Origin of the sequence: Nocardia sp. NPDC050413, from assembly GCF_040655475.1 — a bacterium.
Lineage (GTDB): Bacteria > Actinomycetota > Actinomycetes > Mycobacteriales > Mycobacteriaceae > Nocardia > Nocardia coubleae.
Genome location: NZ_JBFAJZ010000003.1, coordinates 440,727 through 461,438, shown reverse-complemented (window position 1 = coordinate 461,438; position 20,712 = coordinate 440,727). Strand labels below are relative to the sequence as shown.

Sequence of the window (20,712 nt, the reverse complement as noted above, 5' to 3'; positions counted from 1 at the left end):
GATCTGCACGGTGCGGTTGTGGCCGCGCGTCAGGCTCGATGAGAGGTGAATGATCCCGCATGGAAACTGCCCGTCGTTCTGCCCGCGGTAACCGCCGTCGCCGGTCGAGCAGTCCGACTTTCGGGCAGTTGCTGACCGCCGCTGTCGAGTCGTCGGCCGATCGGGTGGCAGTCCGGTTCAATCCCACGGGCGAGCCGGCCGATCAGCGCGAGCTCACCTATTCCGAGTTCGACCAGCGGTCGGCCCAGCTGGCGCGAGAACTGATCGGGCGCGGTATCGGCCCTGGCGACGTGGTCGCCATCGGCATCGCCCGCAGCATCGAATCGGTGCTCGCGGTGTGGGCCATCGCCAAGACCGGTGCCGCCTACGTGCCGGTGGACCCGAACTACCCGGCCGACCGGATCGCCCACATCCTGTCCGACTCCGGTGCGGTCCTCGGCCTTACCACCACTGCGCACCGCGCGGTCCTCGGCACCACGCTGCCGTGGCTCGAGCTCGACGACTCCGCGACCGCCGAGCGGATCGCCGCCCAGCCCGCGCACCCGGTGTCCTACGCCGACCGCGTCCGCACGCTCGACGAGCGTCATCCGGCGTACCTGATCTACACCTCAGGCTCCACCGGCAAGCCCAAGGGCGTCGTGGTCACCCACACCGGCCTCGCCCCGCTGGTCGCCGCCGAACGCGAGCACTACGGCGTCACCGCCGACTCCCGCGTGCTGCACGTGTGCTCGCCGAACTTCGACGTATCGGTGCTCGAGCTGCTGCTGGCGTTCTCGGCGGGCGCCACCCTGGTGATCGCGCCGCCGCAGGTGTTCGGCGGTTTCGAACTGGCCGACCTGCTGCGCCGCGAGCAGGTGTCGCACATGCTCATCACGCCCGGTGCGCTGGAGTCGGTGGAGGCGGCCGATCTCGACGATCTGAAGGTCGTCGTGGTCGCGGGTGACAAGTTCGGCCCGGAACTGGTCGGCCGCTGGGCCGTCGGCGATCGCCGTTTCTACAACGGTTACGGTCCGACCGAGGCGACCATCCTCGCCACCAGCACCGCGCCGATGGATCCCGCCGCCCCGGTGACGATCGGTTCGGCCATCGCCGGAATCGGTGCGTTCGTGCTCGATTCGCGGCTGCGACCGGTGCCCGCCGGGGTGATCGGCGAGCTGTACCTGTCCGGTCCCGCGCTGGCGCAGGGTTATCTGAACCGGCCCGCACTGACCGCGGAGCGTTTCGTCGCGAGCCCGTTCGGCGCGCAGGCGGGCGACGCCAACGCACGGCTGTATCGCACCGGCGACCTGGTGCGCCGCAGCGAATCCGGTGACGGTGTCATCGAATACATGGGCCGCTCGGACTTCCAGGTGAAGATCCGCGGTTTCCGCATCGAGCTCGGCGAGATCGACAACGCCCTCACCGCCCACCCCGACATCGACTTCGCGGCCACCCTCGGCAAGACGCTGCCCTCCGGCGTCACCGCGCTGGTGTCGTATGTGCTGCCGCGCACGGGCGCCACCCTCGACATCCCCGCCGTCGACGCGTTCCTCTCGGAGTCGTTGCCCGGCTACATGATTCCGGCCGCCATCATGGTGCTCGACCGGATCCCGCTCACCCCGGTGGGCAAGCTCGACCGCAACGCCCTGCCGGAACCGGTGTTCGCCGCGCGCGAGTTCCGCGCACCGTCCACCCCGGTCGAGGAGATCGTCGCCGACGTCTTCGCCGCCCTGCTCACCACCGGTGGCGACGAGGAGATCCGGGTCGGCGCCGACGACGACTTCTTCGAACTCGGCGGCAACTCGCTGCTCGCCGCCCAGGCGGCCACCCGCATCGGCGCCGCGCTCGACACCAGGGTGCCGGTGCAGGTGCTGTTCGAGGCGAGCACCGTGTCGGCGCTGGCCGAACGGGTGGAACGCCACATCGGCACCGGTTCCGGCCAGGAACTCCTGCCCCAGGAGCGGCCCGAGATCATTCCGCTGTCGTTCGCGCAGCAGCGGATGTGGTTCCTGAACCGGTTCGATCCGGCCAGTGCCGTGAACAACATGCCCATCGCGGTGCGGCTGTCGGGCGCGCTCGACGTCGACGCCCTGCGCGCGGCGGTACGCGACCTGGTGACCAGGCACGAGGTGCTGCGCACCATGTACCCGCAGGTCGACGGTGCCGGTCAGCAGCTGATCCTGCCGGTGTCCGATCCGCGCGCGGTGCCGGAGATGGCCTGCGAGCAGGTCACCGAGGAGCAGGTGCCCGGGCTCGTCGCCGAGACCGTCGGTGTCGGCTTCGATGTGTCGCTCGCACCGCCGATCCGGCTGCGGTTGCTGCGGCTCACCGCGCAGGAGCATGTGCTGATCTGCGTGGTCCACCACATCGCCGGTGACGGTGTGTCGATGGGCCCGCTCACCCGCGACCTGATGACCGCCTATGTGCAGCGCAGCGCGGGGTCCGAACCCCAATTGCCGCCGCTGCGTGTGCAATACGCCGACTTCACGCTGTGGCAGCGCGCCGTGCTCGGCACCGAGGACGACCCGGAATCGGTGCTGGCGCAGCAGATCGGCTACTGGCGAACCCAGCTCGCCGGCCTGCCCGACCAGCTCGCCCTCCCGGCCGACCGGCCGCGCCCGTCGGTGGCCACCTACCGTGGCGCCACCTTCGACTTCCGCATCCCCGCCGACGTGCACGCCGGGCTGGACAAGCTCGCGCACACCCACAACTCGACGCTGTTCATGGTGGTGCACGCGGCGCTGTCGGCGCTGCTCGCACGGCTGTCGGGCAGCAGCGATATCGCGATCGGCACGCCGGTGGCGGGCCGTGGCGACGCCGCCCTCGACGACCTCATCGGCATGTTCGTCAACACCCTCGTGCTGCGCACCGAGGTGGATCCGGCGATGGGCTTCGAGGAGCTGCTCGCCCAGGCGCGCGCCACCGATGTGGCCGCGTTCGGGCACGCCGACGTGCCGTTCGAGCGGCTGGTCGAGCTGCTGGATCCGGCCCGTTCCACCGCGCGGCACCCGCTGTTCCAGGTGATGCTCGCCTTCCAGAACATGGCGCGCACCGCGCTCGAGCTGCCGGGCATGACCGTGAGCGGGGTGGATCTGAGCATCCCGTTCGCCAAGTTCGACCTGCAGTTCGAGATGGTCGAGGACGCCGACCGCCACGGCGTGCCGCACGGCATCGCGGTCGGCCTGACCTATGCGACCGACCTGTTCGACGCGGCGACCGTGGAAGGTATCGCCGCCCGGTTCGTCCGGTTGCTCACCGCCGTCGTCGCCGACCCGGCGGCCCCGCTCGGTGGGCACGAGCTGATGGAACAGGCCGAGCTTGATCGAATCCTGCTGGGCTGGAACGACACCCGTCACGAGCTGGCGCCCGCGCTGCTGCTCGACGGTTACCGCCGTGCGGTGGCCGAGCACCCCGATGCGGTCGCGCTCGCCTACGAGGGCACCGAGCTGACGTACCGGGAGTTCGACGAGCGGGTGAACCGCTTGGCGCGCAAACTCGTCGCCGACGGTGTCGGACCGGAATCGTATGTGGCGCTGGCCGTTCGGCGTTCGCTCGAGCTGGTGGTCGGCATGTACGCCATCGTCACGGCCGGTGGCGCGTACGTGCCGCTCGACCCCGACCACCCCGCCGAGCGCATCGCCCACATTCTCGACACCGCGCAGCCGGTGTGCGTGCTCACCACCACCGCCGACGCGGTCGAGGTGCCCGCCGGAACGCCGGTGATCGCGATCGATACCGTTGCGCTGCAGGACTTCTCGGCCGAACCGCTGACCGCGTCCGAGCTGTCGCGCCCGGTTCTGCCGCAGCACCCCGCCTACGTCATCTTCACCTCCGGTTCCACGGGCAGGCCCAAGGGTGTCGCGGTGTCGCACGCGGCGATCGAGAACCAGATCGCCTGGATGCTCGCCGAATACCCGCTCGGGCCCGGCGATGTGTACCTGCAGAAGACCGCGACCACGTTCGACGTGTCGCTGTGGGGCTACTTCATGCCGCTGCGCACCGGCGCGAAGCTGGTCGTCGCCACCCACGACGGGCACCGCGACCCGGCCTACATCGCCGAAACCATTGCGGCGCAACGTGTCACGATGACCGACTTCGTGCCGTCGATGCTCACCGTCTTCGCCGCGCACACCGCACCGGGCAGCATTCCCACCCTGCGCGATGTGTTCGCGATCGGTGAGGCGCTGCCGCCGGAGACCGTCGCCGCCATGCGCGCGGTCTCGGACGCCCGCGTGCACAACCTGTACGGCCCCACCGAGGCCGCCGTCTCGGTGACCTACTGGCCCGCTGACGACCCGGGCCGCGGCTCGGTGCCGATCGGTGTACCGGAGTGGAATACCCAGGTGTACGTGCTGGATTCGCGGCTGCGCCCGGTTCCCGCGGGTGTGGTCGGCGAGCTCTACCTCGCCGGTGATCAGCTCGCACGCGGGTACGTCGCCAGGCCGGATCTCACCGCCGATCGCTTCGTCGCCAATCCCTTCGGCGCGAACGCGCGCATGTACCGCACCGGCGACCTGGTGGTCTGGCGCACGCAGCCGGACGGCAGGGGCACGCTGGAATACCTGGGCCGCACCGACTTCCAGGTGAAGTTCCGTGGTCAGCGCATCGAGCTCGGCGAGATCGAGACCGCGCTGCTCGGCCAGCCCGCGGTGAGCCAGGCCGTGGCGATCGTCGCGGATTCGCCTGCGGGAGAACAGCTGGTGGCCTACGCGGTGCCGAAGCCGGGCGCCACGATCGAACCGGCACCGCTGCTGGCCGCCATCGGGGAGACGTTGCCGTCCTACATGGTTCCGGCCGCGCTGGTCGCGCTCGACGAACTGCCGCTCAACCCCAGCGGCAAGCTCGATCGCAAGGCGCTGCCCGCACCCACCTTCACCGCGGGTGAGTTCCGGGCACCGGCCACGCCCACCGAGGAGATCGTGGCGGGCGTCTACGCCGAACTGCTCGGCATGGCCCGGGTCGGCGCCGACGACGACTACTTCGCGCTCGGCGGCAACTCACTGCTGGCCACCCGTGCGATCGCCAGGATCAACGAGGCGCTCGACGCCGACATCAGCATCCGCGACCTGTTCGAGGCGCCGACGGTGACCGCGCTGGCCGCCCGGATCAGCGCGAGCGGTTCCGGCGCACGGCCCGCCCTCGTCCCGGCCGCACGCCCGCAACGGATTCCGCTGTCGCTGGCACAGCAGCGCATGTGGGTGCTCAACCAGGTCGACCCCGCCTCGGGCGCCTACAACCTGCCCTTCGCGCTCCGCCTCACCGGTGACCTCGATGTGGCCGCGCTCGACGCCGCCATCGCCGATGTGCTCGGCAGGCACGAGTCGCTGCGCACCCGTTTCCCCACCGCCGACGGCGAGGGCGCCTACCAGGAGATCGTCGCGGTCGCCGAGGTGCTGCCCGACGGCCTGGTCGTGGAGACCACCGACGACGTGCTCGGCCGGGTCGCCGAACTCGCGGGCGCCGGTTTCGACGTCACCCGTGAGGTGCCCGTGCGGGCGCGGCTGCTCACCGACGGATCGTCGGATTCGCTGCTGGTGTTCGTGGTGCACCACATCTCCGCCGACGGCGCCTCGCTCGCCCCGCTGGCGCGCGACCTGATCACCGCCTACGTCGCCCGTACGGGTGGGCAGAGCCCGGCGTGGACGCCGCTGCCGGTGCAGTACGCGGACTTCGCGCTCTGGCAGCGCGAGGTGGTCGGCGCCGACGACGAGCCGGGTTCGGTGGCCGCCGCCCAGCTCGACTACTGGCGTACCCAGCTGGCCGGAATGCCGCCGCTGCTCGAGCTGCCGCAGGACCGTCCGCGTCCCTCGGTGCCGAGCCTGCGCGGCGCGACCACCGAGCTGCGGCTGCCCGCCGAGGTGCACGAGCAGCTGAATCATCTTGCGCGCGAGCACAAGTCGTCGCTGTTCATGGTTGTGCACGCGGCGCTGGCCGTGCTGCTCGCCCGGCTGTCGGGTAGCACCGACATCGCGATCGGGACCGCCGTCGCCGGCCGTGGTGAGCGGGCGCTCGACGAGCTGGTCGGCATGTTCGTCAACACGCTCACACTGCGCACCGCGCTGGACCCGGCGGGCTCGTTCGACGAGGCCGTCGACCTGGCCCGCGAGACCGATCTCGGGGCGTTCGCCAATGCCGATCTGCCGTTCGAGCGGGTCGTCGAGGTGGTGGCGCCGGGCAAGGGCAGCGCACACAACCCGCTGTTCCAGGTGGCGCTGACCTTCAGCAACAACGAGACCGCCGCACTCGAACTGCCCGGCCTCACCGTCGCCGCGCTCGACACCGGGGTGTCGGCCAAGTTCGACCTGCAGGTCGACGTGGAGCCGCGCTACACCGACGAGGGCGCGCCGGGTGAGCTGGTCGCCCTGTTCAACTACGCCATCGACCTGTTCGACGAGGCGACCGTCCGCTCCATCGGCACGCGCTTCGCCCGCATCCTCACGGCGGTGGCCGCCGACCCGCAGGTCCGCGTGGGCGACATCGACATCCTCGACGAGAGCGAACGCGCCCGCTTGCTCGCAGGCGCCGCCCAGGCACCCGCGCCGACCACGGCGACCGGCGGAACCACGCTCACCCAGGCCTTCACCGCCGCCGCCGAGGACGACCCGGACGGGCCCGCGCTGGTCTGGGGCGAGGAGCAGCTCGGTTTCGAACAGCTCGACGCCCGCTCCTCGCGCCTGGCACGCCTGCTGATCGCGCGTGGTTTCGGACCGGGTTCCGGTGTTGCCCTTGCTCTTCCGCGTGGCGCCGACTGGGCCGTCGCGGTGTGGGCGGTGCTCAAGGCGGGTGCGGCGATCGTGCCGTTCTCGCGGGAGACGGCGGCCGAGCCGACGGCCAAGATCGGCATCACCACCGGCACGGCACCCTCGTCGGAGCTCGACTGGGTGGTGCTCGACGATCCCGCCGTGCGCACCGAACTGTCCACGCAGTCGGCCCGCCCGGTGACCTACGCCGACCGCACCCGCGCCCTGCGCGGCAGCGACCCGGCCTTCGTCGGCGCCGAGGGCGTGCGCAGCTACGACGACCTCGCCACGGCGGGCTCGCGGGTGCGCACCGAGGCCGAGCTCACCTTCGAATCACGGACCTTCGCCACCGCGACCGACACCTTCGCGGCCGTCGTCGAACCGGTCGCGGCCGGTGTGGCTGGTGCGTCGATGGTGCTGGTCACCGGCGATCCGTCGGCGGCGCTCGCCGAGGAATGGGTGAGTCACCTGTTCGGTGACCGGGCCGGTCTGGACGCGGTGGATACGGGCGAACTCGAGGATCTACGCGCGGTGATCGCCGACGACGCGGCACCCGGCGACGCGGGCCGGGCCGAGGTGGTCCTGGTACTCGCCGAGCTGAGCGCCGCCGCGGTCTGAAACCATGACCGAGGCAGTTTCGGTGACGGATGAGGTGGATTCGCGATGACACGACCGGTACGCACTCGCCCGGTGCGCACACGCCGCGCCCGGGTGACCGCGCTGCCGCAGCTGCTGGCCACCGCCGTGGAGACCGCTCCCGACGGTGTCGCCGTGGTGCTCGCCGATGCCACCCGCACCCTCGGTAGCCTCACCTACGCCGAGCTCGACGAGCGGTCCAGCCGCATCGCGCGCCTGCTCATCGCGCGCGGGATCGGCGCGGGCGACCTGGTGGCCCTGGGGATTCCGCGCTCGATCGAGTCGGTGCTCGCGGTGTGGGCGGTGGCCAAGACCGGTGCCGGTTTCGTGCCCGTCGACCCGAACTACCCGCCGGACCGGGTGGCGCACATGGTCACCGATTCCGGGGCGGTGTTCGGGCTGACCGTCGCGAGCGCGGCCGAGCGGCTGCCCGCCCAGGTGCAGTGGCTGGCCATCGACGACGCGGCAACGGTGGCGCGCCTCGACGAGTTCTCCGGTGTGCCGATCACCAATGCCGACCGGGTGCGCCAGATCCGCGCCGAGGACCTCGCCTACGTCATCTACACCTCGGGCTCGACGGGTCTGCCCAAGGGCGTGGCGGTGTCGCAGGCCGGGCTCGCCGGGTTCAGTGCCGAACAGCGCAAGCACTACGGGGTCGAAGCACACTCGCGGACACTGCATTTCGCGTCCCCGTCGTTCGACGCGTCCATTCTCGAACTGCTGCTCGCCGTCGGTGCGGGCGCGACCATGGTGATCGTCGATCCGAGTGTGTTCGGCGGTGACGAACTGGCCGCGCTGCTGCGCCGGGAGCGGGTGAGTCACGCCTTCATCACCCCGGCCGCGCTCGCCTCGATCGACCCGGCCGGTCTCGACGACTTCCGGGTGGTCGCGGTGGGCGGCGAGGCATGTCCGCCGGATCTACTGCGGCGCTGGGCGATTCCGCTGGCCGACGGCAGTCTGCGGCAGTTCCACAATGTGTACGGGCCGACCGAGACCACCATCGTCACCAATATCAGTGTGCCGCTGAAACCGGGTGATCCGCTCACCATCGGCGGACCGCTGGCCGGTGTGGCCGAATACGTGCTCGACGATCGGCTCGGCCCGGTGCCGCCCGGTGTCACCGGCGAGCTGTACATCACCGGCGCCCAGCTCACCCGCGGTTACCACGCGCGGCCGGGGCTCACCGCGTCGCGTTTCGTGCCGAACCCGTTCGAGCCCGCCGGTTCCCGGCTCTACCGCACCGGCGACCTGGTCCGCTGGACCACTGACGGCGCCCTGGAGTACGTGGGGCGCAACGACTTCCAGGTGAAGATCCGTGGTTTCCGGATCGAGCTCGGCGAGATCGACGCCGTGCTCTCCGCGCACGAAAGCCTCGACTTCGCCGCCACCGTCGGCCACGAACTCGACAGCGGCGCAACTATTCTCGTGTCCTACGTGCACGCCGCCCCGGGTGCCGTCGTCGACACCGCCGAGCTCACCGCGTTCGCCGAACGCAGCCTGCCCGCGCACATGGTGCCGACCGTGCTGATGGAACTCGACACCATCCCGCTCACCCCCGTGGGCAAGCTGGACCGCCGGGCGCTGCCCGCGCCGGTGCTCGAGCATGCCGAATTCCGCCCGCCCGTCACCCCGGTCGAGCAGATCGTGGCGGGCACCTTCGCCCAGGTGCTCGACGCCGACACCCAACTCGGCCTCGACGACGACTTCTTCGCCCTCGGCGGCAACTCGCTGCTGGCCACCCAGGTCGCGGCCCGGCTCGGTGCCGCCCTCGACACCGAATTCCCGGTGCGGCTGCTGTTCGAGGCGCCGACGGTGGAGGCGCTGGCGCGTCGACTCGCCGAATCCGCCGGTGCCGGTGCGCGTCCGGCGCTGGTGGTCCGCGAGCGGCCCGACCGGATCCCGCTGTCGCTGGCCCAGCAGCGGATGTGGTTCCTCAACCAGTTCGATCCGCAGTCGGTGGCCTACAACATCCCGATGGCGGTGCGGCTCACCGGCGCCATCGACGTGGCCGCGCTCGACGCGGCCGTCGCCGACCTGGTGGCCAGGCACGAAACCCTGCGCACCGTCTACCCCGAGACCGACGACGGGCCGGTGCAGCGGATCCTCGATCCGTCGGAGGCGACACCCCGGCTCGAGGTGCGTACCCTGACGGCCGCCGAATTGCCTACGGCCATGCGGGAACTCGGCTCGCACGGTTTCGATGTGCGCAGTCAGGTGCCGTTGCGGGTCGCGCTGTTCCAGCTCGGTCCGGAGGAATCGGTGCTCGCGGTCGTCGTGCATCACATCGCCGGTGACGGCAGTTCGCTCGCCCCGCTCAGCCGGGATCTGATGCTGGCCTACGGCGCCCGTTCGGCGGGTACCGCGCCGGACTGGGCGCCCCTGCCTGTGCAGTACGCCGACTACGCGTTGTGGCAGCGCGAGCTGCTCGGCAACGAGGACGACCCGGATTCGCTGGCCTCGGCCCAGCTCGACTACTGGCGCACGGCCCTGGCCGGGCTGCCCGACCAGCTCGACCTGCCCGCCGACCATCCGCGCCCGGCCGTCCAGTCGCTGGCCGGTGGCCGGGTGCCGATCGAGATCGACGCCGACACCCACCGCGCGCTGCTCGCCCTGGCACGTGCGCAGGGCGCCACCCTGTTCATGGTTGTGCACGCCGCGCTCGCCGTGACTCTCGGTAGGCTGGCCGGTACCGATGACCTGGCCATCGGAACCCCCGTCGCCGGTCGTGGTGAGGCCGCGCTCGACGACCTCATCGGCATGTTCGTCAACACCCTCGTCTTCCGCACCACCCTGAACGCAGGCGAACCGTTCACCGATCTGCTCGCGCGGCAGCGGGAAACGGACCTGCAGGTGTTCGCCCACGCCGACCTGCCGTTCGAACGACTCGTGGAGGCGATCAATCCGGCTCGCTCCACCGCGCGGCACCCGCTGTTCCAGGTGGGTCTGTCCTTCCAGAACCTCACCCGCACCGGGCTCGAGCTGGGGGAGACCGATGTCGAAGGCGTTGACGTGGACCTGGCGGTCTCGCAGTTCGACCTGCATGCCATCGTCGCCGACGCCTACGACAGCGAAGGCGCGGCCCAGGGCATCAACGGTGTACTCACCTACGCCACCGATCTTTTCGAGCCCGAGACCGCGCGGGTGTACGCCGACAGGTTCGCGCGGGTACTCGCCGGAATCGCGGCCGCACCCGAGCGGCCAGTCGACGAAATCGACCTGCTGTCCGAGGACGAACGCACTCGAATCCTGCACGACTGGAACGACACTCGGCACGAGTGCCCGTCGACCACGTTGCCCGCGTTGTTCGACGAGACGGTCGCGCGGTATCCCGATCGGGTGGCGTCGGTCGCTCCCGACGGTGCCGAGCTGACCTACCGCGAGTTCGCGACGAGGGTGAACCAGCTTGCACGGCACCTGATTTCGCAAGGCGTCGGTGTGGAGGACCGGGTGGGGCTCGCCATCCGGCGGTCCGTGGATCTCGTCGTCGCCATGTACGCGGTGGCTCAGGCGGGAGCGGCCTATGTTCCGCTCGATCCCGATCAGCCCGCCGAACGAGTGCGCCACGTCCTCGACACCGCCGCGCCGGTGTGCGTATTGACCACCACGCGTGACGGTTTCGGCGATGCCGTCGCGATCGACACACTCGACCTCGCCGGGTATCCGGCGAGTCCGATCGAGGCACGTGAGCGGCGGGGCCGTCTGCGGCCGGAGAACACGGCTTACGTCGTCTTCACCTCCGGGTCCACCGGCAAGCCCAAGGGCGTCGCGGTGCCGCACGGCGCCATCGTCAACCAATTGCTGTGGAAGACCGAATATTTCGGCCTCACCAGCGACGATTCCGTGCTGCTGAAGACCGCCGCCACCTTCGATCTCTCGGTCTGGGAGTTCTGGACCACCGCCGTGAGCGGCGGCAAACTGGTGATCGCCGCACCGGACGGGCACCGCGACCCCGCCTACCTGCTGCGGGTGCTCACCGATCAGCAGGTGAGCACGCTGCACGTGGTCCCGTCCATGCTCGACGCCCTGCTCACCGAATGCGCGGGCGCGCTTCCGGTTTCGCTGCGCCGCGTGCTCGCCATCGGCGAAGCCCTCCCGGCCGACACGGCTCAGCGTTTCCTCGCCGCCACCGACGCCGCCCTGCACAACCTGTACGGGCCGACCGAGGCGGCGGTCTCGATCACCGACCACCGCGTCACCGCCGCCGACCGCACCACGGTGCCGATCGGCGCGCCGGAATGGAACAGCCGCGTCTACGTGCTCGACGCCCGCCTGCGGCCGGTGCCTCCGGGCGTGGCGGGGGAGCTGTACCTGGCAGGCGACCAGCTCGCCCGAGGCTACTTCGCCCGCCCCGACCTCACCGCCGATCGTTTCGTCGCCAACCCCTTCGAACCGGGCGCCCGCATGTACCGCACCGGTGACCTGGTGGCCTGGAACGCGGTCGGCGAACTCGACTACCGGGGCCGCACCGACTTCCAGGTGAAGATCCGCGGCTTCCGCATCGAACTCGGCGACATCGAATCGGCCCTGCTCGCGGCGCCGCAAGTGGCCCAGGCGGCGGTGCTCGCCACCACCGACCCCCAGCTCGGTGACCGGCTGGTGGCCTATGTGGTGCCCGCCCCCGGCGCCGAACTCACCGCGACCGTCGCCAGAAACGCGGTGGCGCAGGTGCTTCCGTCGTACATGGTGCCGTCGGCGTTCGTCGTCCTCGATGGGCTGCCGCTCAATGCCAACGGCAAGCTCGACCGTGCCGCCCTGCCCGCGCCGGTCATCGAACCGCGCCGGTACCGGGCGCCGGAAAGCGCCGACGAGATCGCGGTCGCCGAGGTCTTCACCGAGGTGCTCGGTGTCGGCGACCCCGGCCTCGACGACGACTTCTTCGCCCTCGGCGGCAACTCACTGCTCGCTACCCGCGTGGTCCACCGCCTGCACGAACGCACCGGAACCGCGCTCACCGTCGCCGCGTTCTTCGCCGACCCCACCGTGGGTGGTCTCGCCGAGCGTCTCGGCGGTTCGGGACAGCAGGATCTGGCGGCCGCGCTGTCGGTCGTCCTGCCACTGAACGACGCCGCCCGCGGCGGCACGCGAGTCGGCGGTCCGGAACCGCTGTTCTGCCTGCATCCGGTATCCGGGTTGGCCTGGGCGTATTCGTCGCTGGTCCCGTACCTCCCGGCCGACCGCCCGGTTGTCGGCATCCAGTCACCCGCCCTCAGCGAACCCGGCTTCCAGCCCGGTACCCCCGACGAACTGATCGACCGCTATGTGGCCGAAATCCGCGCCGTCCAACCGCACGGCCCGTACCGGTTGCTCGGCTGGTCGCTCGGCGGTGTGCTCGCCCACGCCGTCGCCACCCGACTGCAGGCAGCGGGCGAGACGGTCGCCTCGCTGACCATGCTCGACAGTGTGCCCGGCGCCGACCTCACCGACTTCCGCGCCGAACTGCGTCATGCCCTGCTCGACCTGGGCATCCCCGACGACAAGCTCCCGTCGGCCGAGGATTTGGCCGACCTGGGTGATGACGCCGTGGCCGCTCTGCACACCACCCTCGCGGCCGACCTGCCGATCTCACGGGACGATTTCGTGGCGATGTACCGGGGCGCGCTGCGTTCGGTCGCGCTGGTGACCGAACTCGTCCCGGACCGGTTCGACGGATCGCTCACCTATTTCACGGCCATGGACACCGGTGGCGTGGACCGTGGCGGCGCTTCGCGGTGGCGGCACCACGTCAGCGGGGTCATCGTCGATCACCCCGTCGGCGCCACACATCAGCTCATGCTCGCCGACCCGGCACCGACCGTCATCGGACCGGTTCTGCACCAGGTCATCAGCGGGTCTGGGCATAGCACCACGTAACGGGCGGGCGGCAGATTACGATTCTGTTGCCAGAGAGTCGGTGTGTCATGGCGCACACCTCGGCGACGGTCGGCGGTGCAATGTAGAGATCTATGCTGTGTCCCGTTCGGCCTCGTCGGACGCGAGAGGTGTATTGGTCTGTGGAAAGCCCCCGCCGCGCTGGCCGTGAACGTCGTCGAACCGGCGGTCGAGCGCTGTTCGGCCAGTTGCTCACGGCTGCTGTCGAGTCCGCAGCCGATTCCGTCGCGCTGCGCTACAACCCGACCGGCATGCCCGGCGCCGAGCAGGTGCTCACCTACCGTGAGCTCGACGAACGCTCCTCGCGGCTGGCCCGTGAACTGATCGGCCGTGGTGTCGGCGCGGGCGACGTGGTCGCCGTCGGCATCTCCCGCTCCATCGAATCGGTGCTCGCGGTGTGGGCGGTCGCCAAGACCGGCGCCGCCTACGTGCCCGTCGACCCGGCCTACCCCAGCGACCGGATCGCGCACATCGCCGTCGATTCCGGCGCCACCCTCGGCCTCACCACGGCCGCCCACCGGGCGAGCCTCGGGACCAGCCTGTACTGGATCGAGCTGGACGACCCCGTCGTCGCCGAGCGCATCGCGGCCCACCCCGCGCACGCGGTGAGCTACGCCGACCGGGTGCGCCAGATCGACCCGGCCCACCCGGCCTACGTCATCTACACCTCCGGCTCCACCGGCAAACCCAAGGGCGTGGTGGTGACCCACGCGGGTCTGGCCTCGCTGGTCGCGGCCGAACGCGAGAACTTCGGGGTCGGCCCGGAATCGCGAGTGCTGCACGTGTGCTCGCCGAACTTCGACGTCTCGGTGCTCGAGCTGCTGCTCACCTTCGCCTCCGGTGCCACGCTGGTGATCTCGCCGCCGCGCGTGTTCGGCGGTTTCGAACTGTCGGATCTGTTGCGCCGCGAGCGCGTGACCCATCTGCTCATCACGCCCGGCGCCCTGGAATCGGTCGACCCGGCCGGGCTGCCCGACCTGCGCACCGTCGTCGTGGCGGGCGACCGGTTCGGGCCGGAACTGGTCGGCCGCTGGGCGGTCGACGGCCGCAACTTCCACAACGGTTACGGACCGACCGAGGCGACCATCCTCGCCACCAGCACCGCCGCCCTGCACCCGCACGAGCCGATCACCCTCGGCACCGCCGTGCCCGGCATGGGCCTGTTCGTGCTCGACGCGCGGCTGCGGCCGGTGCCCGCGGGCGTGGTGGGCGAGCTCTACCTCTCGGGTCCGGCGCTGGCGCAGGGGTACCTCGGCAAGCCCGGGCTCACCGCGCAGCGGTTCATCGCCTCGCCGTTCGGGCCGGGCAGGCTCTACCGCACCGGTGACCTGGTGCGTCGCGTGGAATCCGCTGCCACCCTGGAGTATCTCGGCCGCACCGACTTCCAGGTGAAGGTGCGTGGGTTCCGCATCGAGCTCGGCGAGATCGACAACGCCCTCACCGCCCATCCCGACCTCGACTACGCCGTCACCCTCGGCAAGTCCATGCCGTCGGGGGCCACCGGTCTCGTGTCGTATGTGCTGCCGCGTCTCGGACGCACGGTCGACACCGGCGAGCTGGCCGAATTCCTCGCCGAATCACTGCCCGCGTACATGATTCCGGCCGTCATCATGGTCCTGGACAAGCTGCCGCTGAACTCGGTCGGCAAACTCGACCGCGCCGCGCTGCCGACCCCGGTGTTCACCGCTCGCGGTTTCCGCGCGCCCGCCACACCCGCCGAGCAGGCCGTCGCCGATGTGTTCGCCGCGCTGCTCTTGCGCGACGGCGCGGGCCGGGTCGGCGCCGACGACGACTTCTTCGAACTCGGCGGCGACTCACTGCTGGCCGCCCAGGCCGTCGCCCGCATCGGTGCCGCACTCGACGTGCGGGTGCCCGTGCAGGCCGTCTTCGAGGCGCCGACCGTCGCCGCGCTGGCCCAGCGCGCCGAACAGCAGCGGACCTCGGCGGGCGCGCTGGCACTCGTCGCCCGGTCGCGACCCGCACAGATCCCGCTGTCCTACGCCCAGCAGCGGATGTGGTTCCTCAACCGGTTCGACCCGTCCTCGGCCGTCGACAACATCCCACTCGTCATCCGCCTGAACGGGCGCCTGGATCTGCCTGCCCTGCAAGCCGCGATCGGCGACCTCGCCACCCGGCACGAGGTGCTGCGCACGGTGTACCCGGCCATCGAGGGTGTCGACGGGCCGGTGCTGGAAGGCCACGGCCACCAGCTCATCCTCGCGCCCGGCGACCCGCTGGCCACCCCGGATTTCGAGGTCGTCGCGATCGAGGAGGCCGAGCTGGCCGACGCCGTCGCCGACACGGTGCTCACCGGCTTCGACGTCACCGCCGCACCGCCCGTACGGATCCGCATCTTCGAACTCGACGAGTCCGAACACGTGGTGGCGTGCGTGATCCACCACATCGCCGCCGACGGGTTCTCCTTCGCCCCACTCACCAGGGACCTGCTCACCGCCTACGCCGAACGACGCGGCGGCGGCGCGCCGCAGTGGCCGCCGCTGCCGGTGCAGTACGCCGACTACACGCTGTGGCAGCGCGAACTGCTCGGCCGCGAGGACGACCCGCATTCGCTGCTCGCCACCCAGATGGCGTTCTGGCGCGACACCCTCGCCGGCCTGCCCGAACAGCTGGAACTCCCCGCCGACCGGCCGCGCCCCGCCGTCGCGAGCCACGAGGGCGACCTGCACCACATCCATGTCCCGGCCTCGGTGCACGCGGGCCTGCAGAACCTCGCGCGCGAACACAACGCCACCGTGTTCATGGTGGTGCACACCGCGCTGGCGTTGCTGCTCGCGCGCCTGTCGGGCACCCGCGACATCGCCATCGGCACCCCGGTCGCCGGGCGCGGCGAGCAGGCGCTCGACGAGCTCATCGGCATGTTCGTCAACACCCTCGTGCTGCGCACGGAGATCGACCCGGCGGTGTCGTTCCGGCAACTGCTCATCGACGTCCGCGCCCGCGACCTGGCGGCTTTCGGCCACGCCGACGTGCCGTTCGAGCGGCTCGTCGAACTGCTCGAGCCGGTCCGTTCGACGTCGCGGCATCCGCTGTTCCAGGTGATGCTCACCTTCCAGAACCTGGCCCGCACCGACCTCGAACTGCCCGGGCTCACCGTCAGCGACGGTGATTTCACGGTGCCGATCGCCAAGTTCGATCTGCAGGTGGAGGTCGCCGAACACATCGGTGACGACGGGGCGCCGCAGGGCATGGCCGTGTCGTTCGGATACGCCACCGACCTGTTCGATCGCGGCACCGTCAGCGATTTCGCCGATCGGTGGGCGCGGGTGCTCGGCACCGTGGTCGCCGATCCGACCCTGCCCGTCGGGGACATCGACGTCCTCGCTCCCGGTGAGCGCGAACTCGTGCTCCGCGAAGGCAATTCGCCCGGTGTGCCGGTTCCCGAGGTGACCCTGGTCGACCTCCTCGCAGCCCAGGCGCGCCAGCGCCCCGGCGCCGTCGCGGTGCGGGCGGGGGAGCGGTCGCTGAGCTTCGCCGACCTGTTCGGTCAGGCCTCGGCGCTGGCCCGCGCGCTCATCGCCCGCGGCGCCGGTCCGGAAACCCTTGTCGCCGTTGCGGTGCCACGCACCGAGGAGTTGCCGGTCGCGCTGCTCGCGGTATTGCTGTCGGGTGCGGGGTATCTGCCGATCGACTCCGGGTACCCGGCGCAACGCCTGGAGTACGTGGTCGACGACGCGAAACCCGCTGTGCTGCTTGCCTCGTCGTCGGAATACGACATCCTGCGCGACGCCGGACACGGCTGGGCATCGGCACTGCCGGTGGTGCTGCTCGACGAGCGCGCCCTGCATTCCGACGCCCCGCTGCACTCCTCCGAACGCCACGCCCCGCTGCGGCCGGATCATCTGGCCTACGTCATCTACACCTCCGGTTCCACCGGTCTGCCCAAGGGCGTAGCGGTGAGCCACCGCAATGTGCTCGAGCTGTTCGCCAATACCCAGGTGCTGTTCAGCTTCGACGTCGACGACGTGTGGACGGTGTTCCACTCCTTCGCCTTCGACTTCTCGGTGTGGGAGCTGTGGTGCGCGCTGGCCGGTGGCGCGTCTGTGGTGGTCGTCGACCACGTCACCTCGCGCTCGCCGATCGAGTTCCGCGCCCTGCTCGCCCGCGAACAGGTGACGGTGCTGAGCCAGACACCGACCGCCTTCGCCCAGCTCGACGAGGCCGACCGCGCCGCCCAGGCCGCGGGCGCCGCCCCGCTCGCGCTGCGCTACGTGATCTTCGGTGGCGAGGCACTCGACCCGCGCAAACTCGTCCGCTGGTACGACCGGTACGGAAACAGCCCGGCCGCACCCGAACTGGTGAACATGTACGGCATCACCGAGACCACGGTGCACGTGTCGCACCTTGCCCTGTCGCCGCAGCCGTCGGCGACCGCGGGCAGCGTGATCGGTCGCGCCCTGCCCGGGCTTTCGGTCGCGGTGCTCGACGACCGGTTGCGTCCGGTGCCCTTCGGTGTGGCCGGTGAGCTCTACATCGCGGGCAACCAGGTGACGCGCGGCTACCTCGGCAAGCCGGGACTGACCGCGACCCGTTTCGTCGCCGACCCGTACGGTCCGCCCGGGTCGCGCCGCTACCGTTCCGGCGACCTCGGCCGCTGGGTCAGCTTCCGTGGCGCGCCGACCCTCGAATACGGCGGTCGTGGCGACCAGCAGGTGCAGTTGCGCGGCTTCCGGATCGAGCCGGGCGAGATCGAGTCGGCGCTGCTCGGCGTCGCCGGTGTCGGGCAGGCGGCGGTGGTCGTGCGTGCCGACGAACACGCGGGCGACCGGCTGATCGCCTACGTGGTCCCGGTGGCGGGGGCAGACCTCGACCCGGTGGCCGTCCGCGCGACCGTCGCCGAATTCCTCACCGGGTACATGGTTCCCGACGCCGTGATGGTGGTGGCCGGGCTGCCGCTGACCGCGAACGGCAAGCTCGACCGGGCCGCGCTGCCCGCCCCCGAGTTCGCCGCGGCGGCGACGTTCCGCGCGCCGACCACCCCGATCGAACAGAGCGTGGCCGAGGTGTTCGCCACGCTGCTCGGCGTGCCCGAGGTCGGACTGGACGACAACTTCTTCGATCGCGGCGGCAACTCGCTGCTGGCGACCCGCGCCATCGCCCGCATCGACGCCGCCCTGGCCGCCGACCTGGTGGTGCGCGACCTGTTCGAGGCGCCGACCGTGGCCGCCCTGTCCGCGCGGGTGCGCCCCGGCGCGGTCACCAACCCGCGCCCGCCGCTGGTTCCCGCCCAGGAGCGGGGCGTCATCCCGCTCTCGCCCGCCCAGCAGCGCATGTGGTTGCTCAACCGCATCGACCCGGATTCCCCGGCCTACAACATCCCGCTGGTGCTTCGCCTGCGCGGCGCGCTCGACACCTCGGCGCTGCGCTACGCCGTGGCCGATGTGCTCGAGCGGCACGAGGCGCTGCGCACCCGCTTCCCGGCCGACGCGCCGGGCGAGCTGCCGTACCAGGAGATCCTGCCGGTGAGCGCGGTACTGCCGGGCGGGCTGCCGATCGAGACCTGCGACGACCCGGCCGAACGGGTGATGCGGCTGCTGGCCGGTGGTTTCGATGTCACCGAGCGAGTTCCGTTGCGCGCGTGCCTGTTCACCGTGCCCGACACCGACCCGCTGGCCGAGGAGGAGCACGTCCTCGCGGTGGTGGTGCAGCACATCATCGCCGACGGTGCCTCCCTCGCCCCGCTGGCCCGCGACCTGGTGATCGCCTACCGCGCCCGCGTGGAGGGGCGTTCGCCGAGCTGGGCGCCGCTGCCGGTGCAGTACGCCGACTACGCGCTGTGGCAGCGCGCGGTGCTCGGCGACGAGAACGACGAGAGTTCCACCGCCGCACGCCAGCTCGCGTTCTGGCGGACCACCCTGGCCGGTCGCACCGGAACCATCGAACTGCCGCACGACCACCCGCGTCCGCCGCAGGCCTCGCTGCGCGGTGCCGATGTGCGGACCACCCTGCCCGCCGACGTGCACGCCGGGCTGGCCGAGATCGCCCGCGAGCACAACGCGTCGCTGTTCATGGTCGTGCACGCGGCGCTGGCGGTGCTGCTCGCCCGGGTGAGCGGCGACACCGATATCGCCATCGGCACGCCCATCGCCGGGCGGGGGGAACCGGAGCTCGACGACCTGGTCGGCATGTTCGTCAACACGCTGACCCTGCGCACCGAGGTCGCGCCGCAGCGCGGTTTCGCCGAATTCGTCGACACCGTGCGCGAAGTCGACCTCACCGCGTTCGCCCACGCCGACCTGCCGTTCGAGCGGATCGTGGAGGAGGTGGCGCCCACCGGCGCCGTCTCGCACAACCCGCTGTTCCAGGTGGTGCTGTCGTTCCACAACAACGAGACACCGATCCTGCGGCTGCCGGGACTCACCATCGAAGCGGTGGACTCCGCCGCCCGCTCGGCCAAGTTCGATCTGCAGGTGAACGTGGAACCCACGCACACCGCCACCGGCGAACCCGACGAGGTCGGCGTCGTGTTCACCTATGCGACAGACCTTTTCGAGGAACACACCGTCGCCGCGCTGGCGCGTGGCTTCGCCGAGATCGTCGCGGCCGTCGCCGCCGATCCCGCGGTGCGGGTGGGCGATATCGACCTGCGTGATGCCAGGGAGAAGGAACGCGAACTCACCGCCGCGGCCTACGCGCCCGCCCCGTCGGCCAACGGCGCCGCGCTGGCCCAGGAACTGGCCGCCGCCGTGGAAGAGGACCCCGACGCGCCTGCCCTCGACCTGGGCGACGCCGAACTGAGCTACCACCAGTTCGACGCCCGCTCTTCACAGTTGGCGCGGTCGCTGATCGCGCGTGGTGCGGGACCGGGCAACGGCGTCGCGATCCGGCTCGACCGGGGTGCCGAGGCCGCCATCGCCGTGTGGGCGGTGCTCAAGGCAGGGGCGGCGGTGGTGCCGCTGCTCACCATCGACGCGCCGCTACCCGACGGGCTGGAAGTGAAGCTCGGGCTCAGCCTCGACATCCTCGACCCGCCCGACGGTCTGGACTGGTACGACCTGGCCGACCCGGCCCTGCGCGCCGAACTGGCCGCGGAGTCGCCACGCCCCATCGGCTACGCCCACCGCACCCGCGCCCTGCGCGGCGACGACGTGGCCTTCGTCGGTGGTGGCCGGGTACTGAACTACGACGAACTGGCCGGTGCGGCCGAGCGGATCGGGCAGCGCACGGGTCTGAATTTCGAATCACGCACTCGCACGGCGGGTAGACCGGATTCGGTGGCCGGGGTGCTCGAACTGGTCGCGGCCGGAATCGCCGGTGCGGCTGTCGTTTTGGGGTCCGGTGACGACGGTGCCGACGAGGTGAGCCATGTGTTCACCGAATCGGCGGTCGCTGTTGCCGAACCAGGGGAAGGTGCCGGTGCGACGATCGTCGCGTTGAGTGAGATGATCGGCAACGCCGGCCGGTCGCAGCAGCGGCGTGCGGTGGCTGGGATGGATGGATAGGTACGAGGTGCGTGCATGACCGGGCAGCG

Annotated in this window: 3 protein-coding genes; all 3 read left to right on the top strand. The window is 71.0% G+C overall.

From position 1 onward, the window contains the following. The first annotated feature begins 59 nt into the window (after nt 1-59). Nucleotides 60-7,337, top strand: coding sequence for an amino acid adenylation domain-containing protein (locus tag AB0I19_RS11720; protein ID WP_357147466.1), 7,278 nt, complete (start codon nt 60-62; stop codon nt 7,335-7,337). Between the two features lie 45 nt (nt 7,338-7,382). Next, on the top strand, nt 7,383-13,205 hold the full coding sequence (locus AB0I19_RS11715) for an amino acid adenylation domain-containing protein (protein ID WP_357147463.1): 5,823 nt from the start codon (nt 7,383-7,385) through the stop codon (nt 13,203-13,205). A 140-nt stretch (nt 13,206-13,345) separates the two neighbouring features. Next, nucleotides 13,346-20,683 carry an amino acid adenylation domain-containing protein gene (locus tag AB0I19_RS11710; protein WP_357147460.1) on the top strand — a complete coding sequence of 2,446 codons (7,338 nt, stop codon included), beginning with the start codon at nt 13,346-13,348 and terminating at the stop codon, nt 20,681-20,683. Nucleotides 20,684-20,712: the final 29 nt, after the last annotated feature.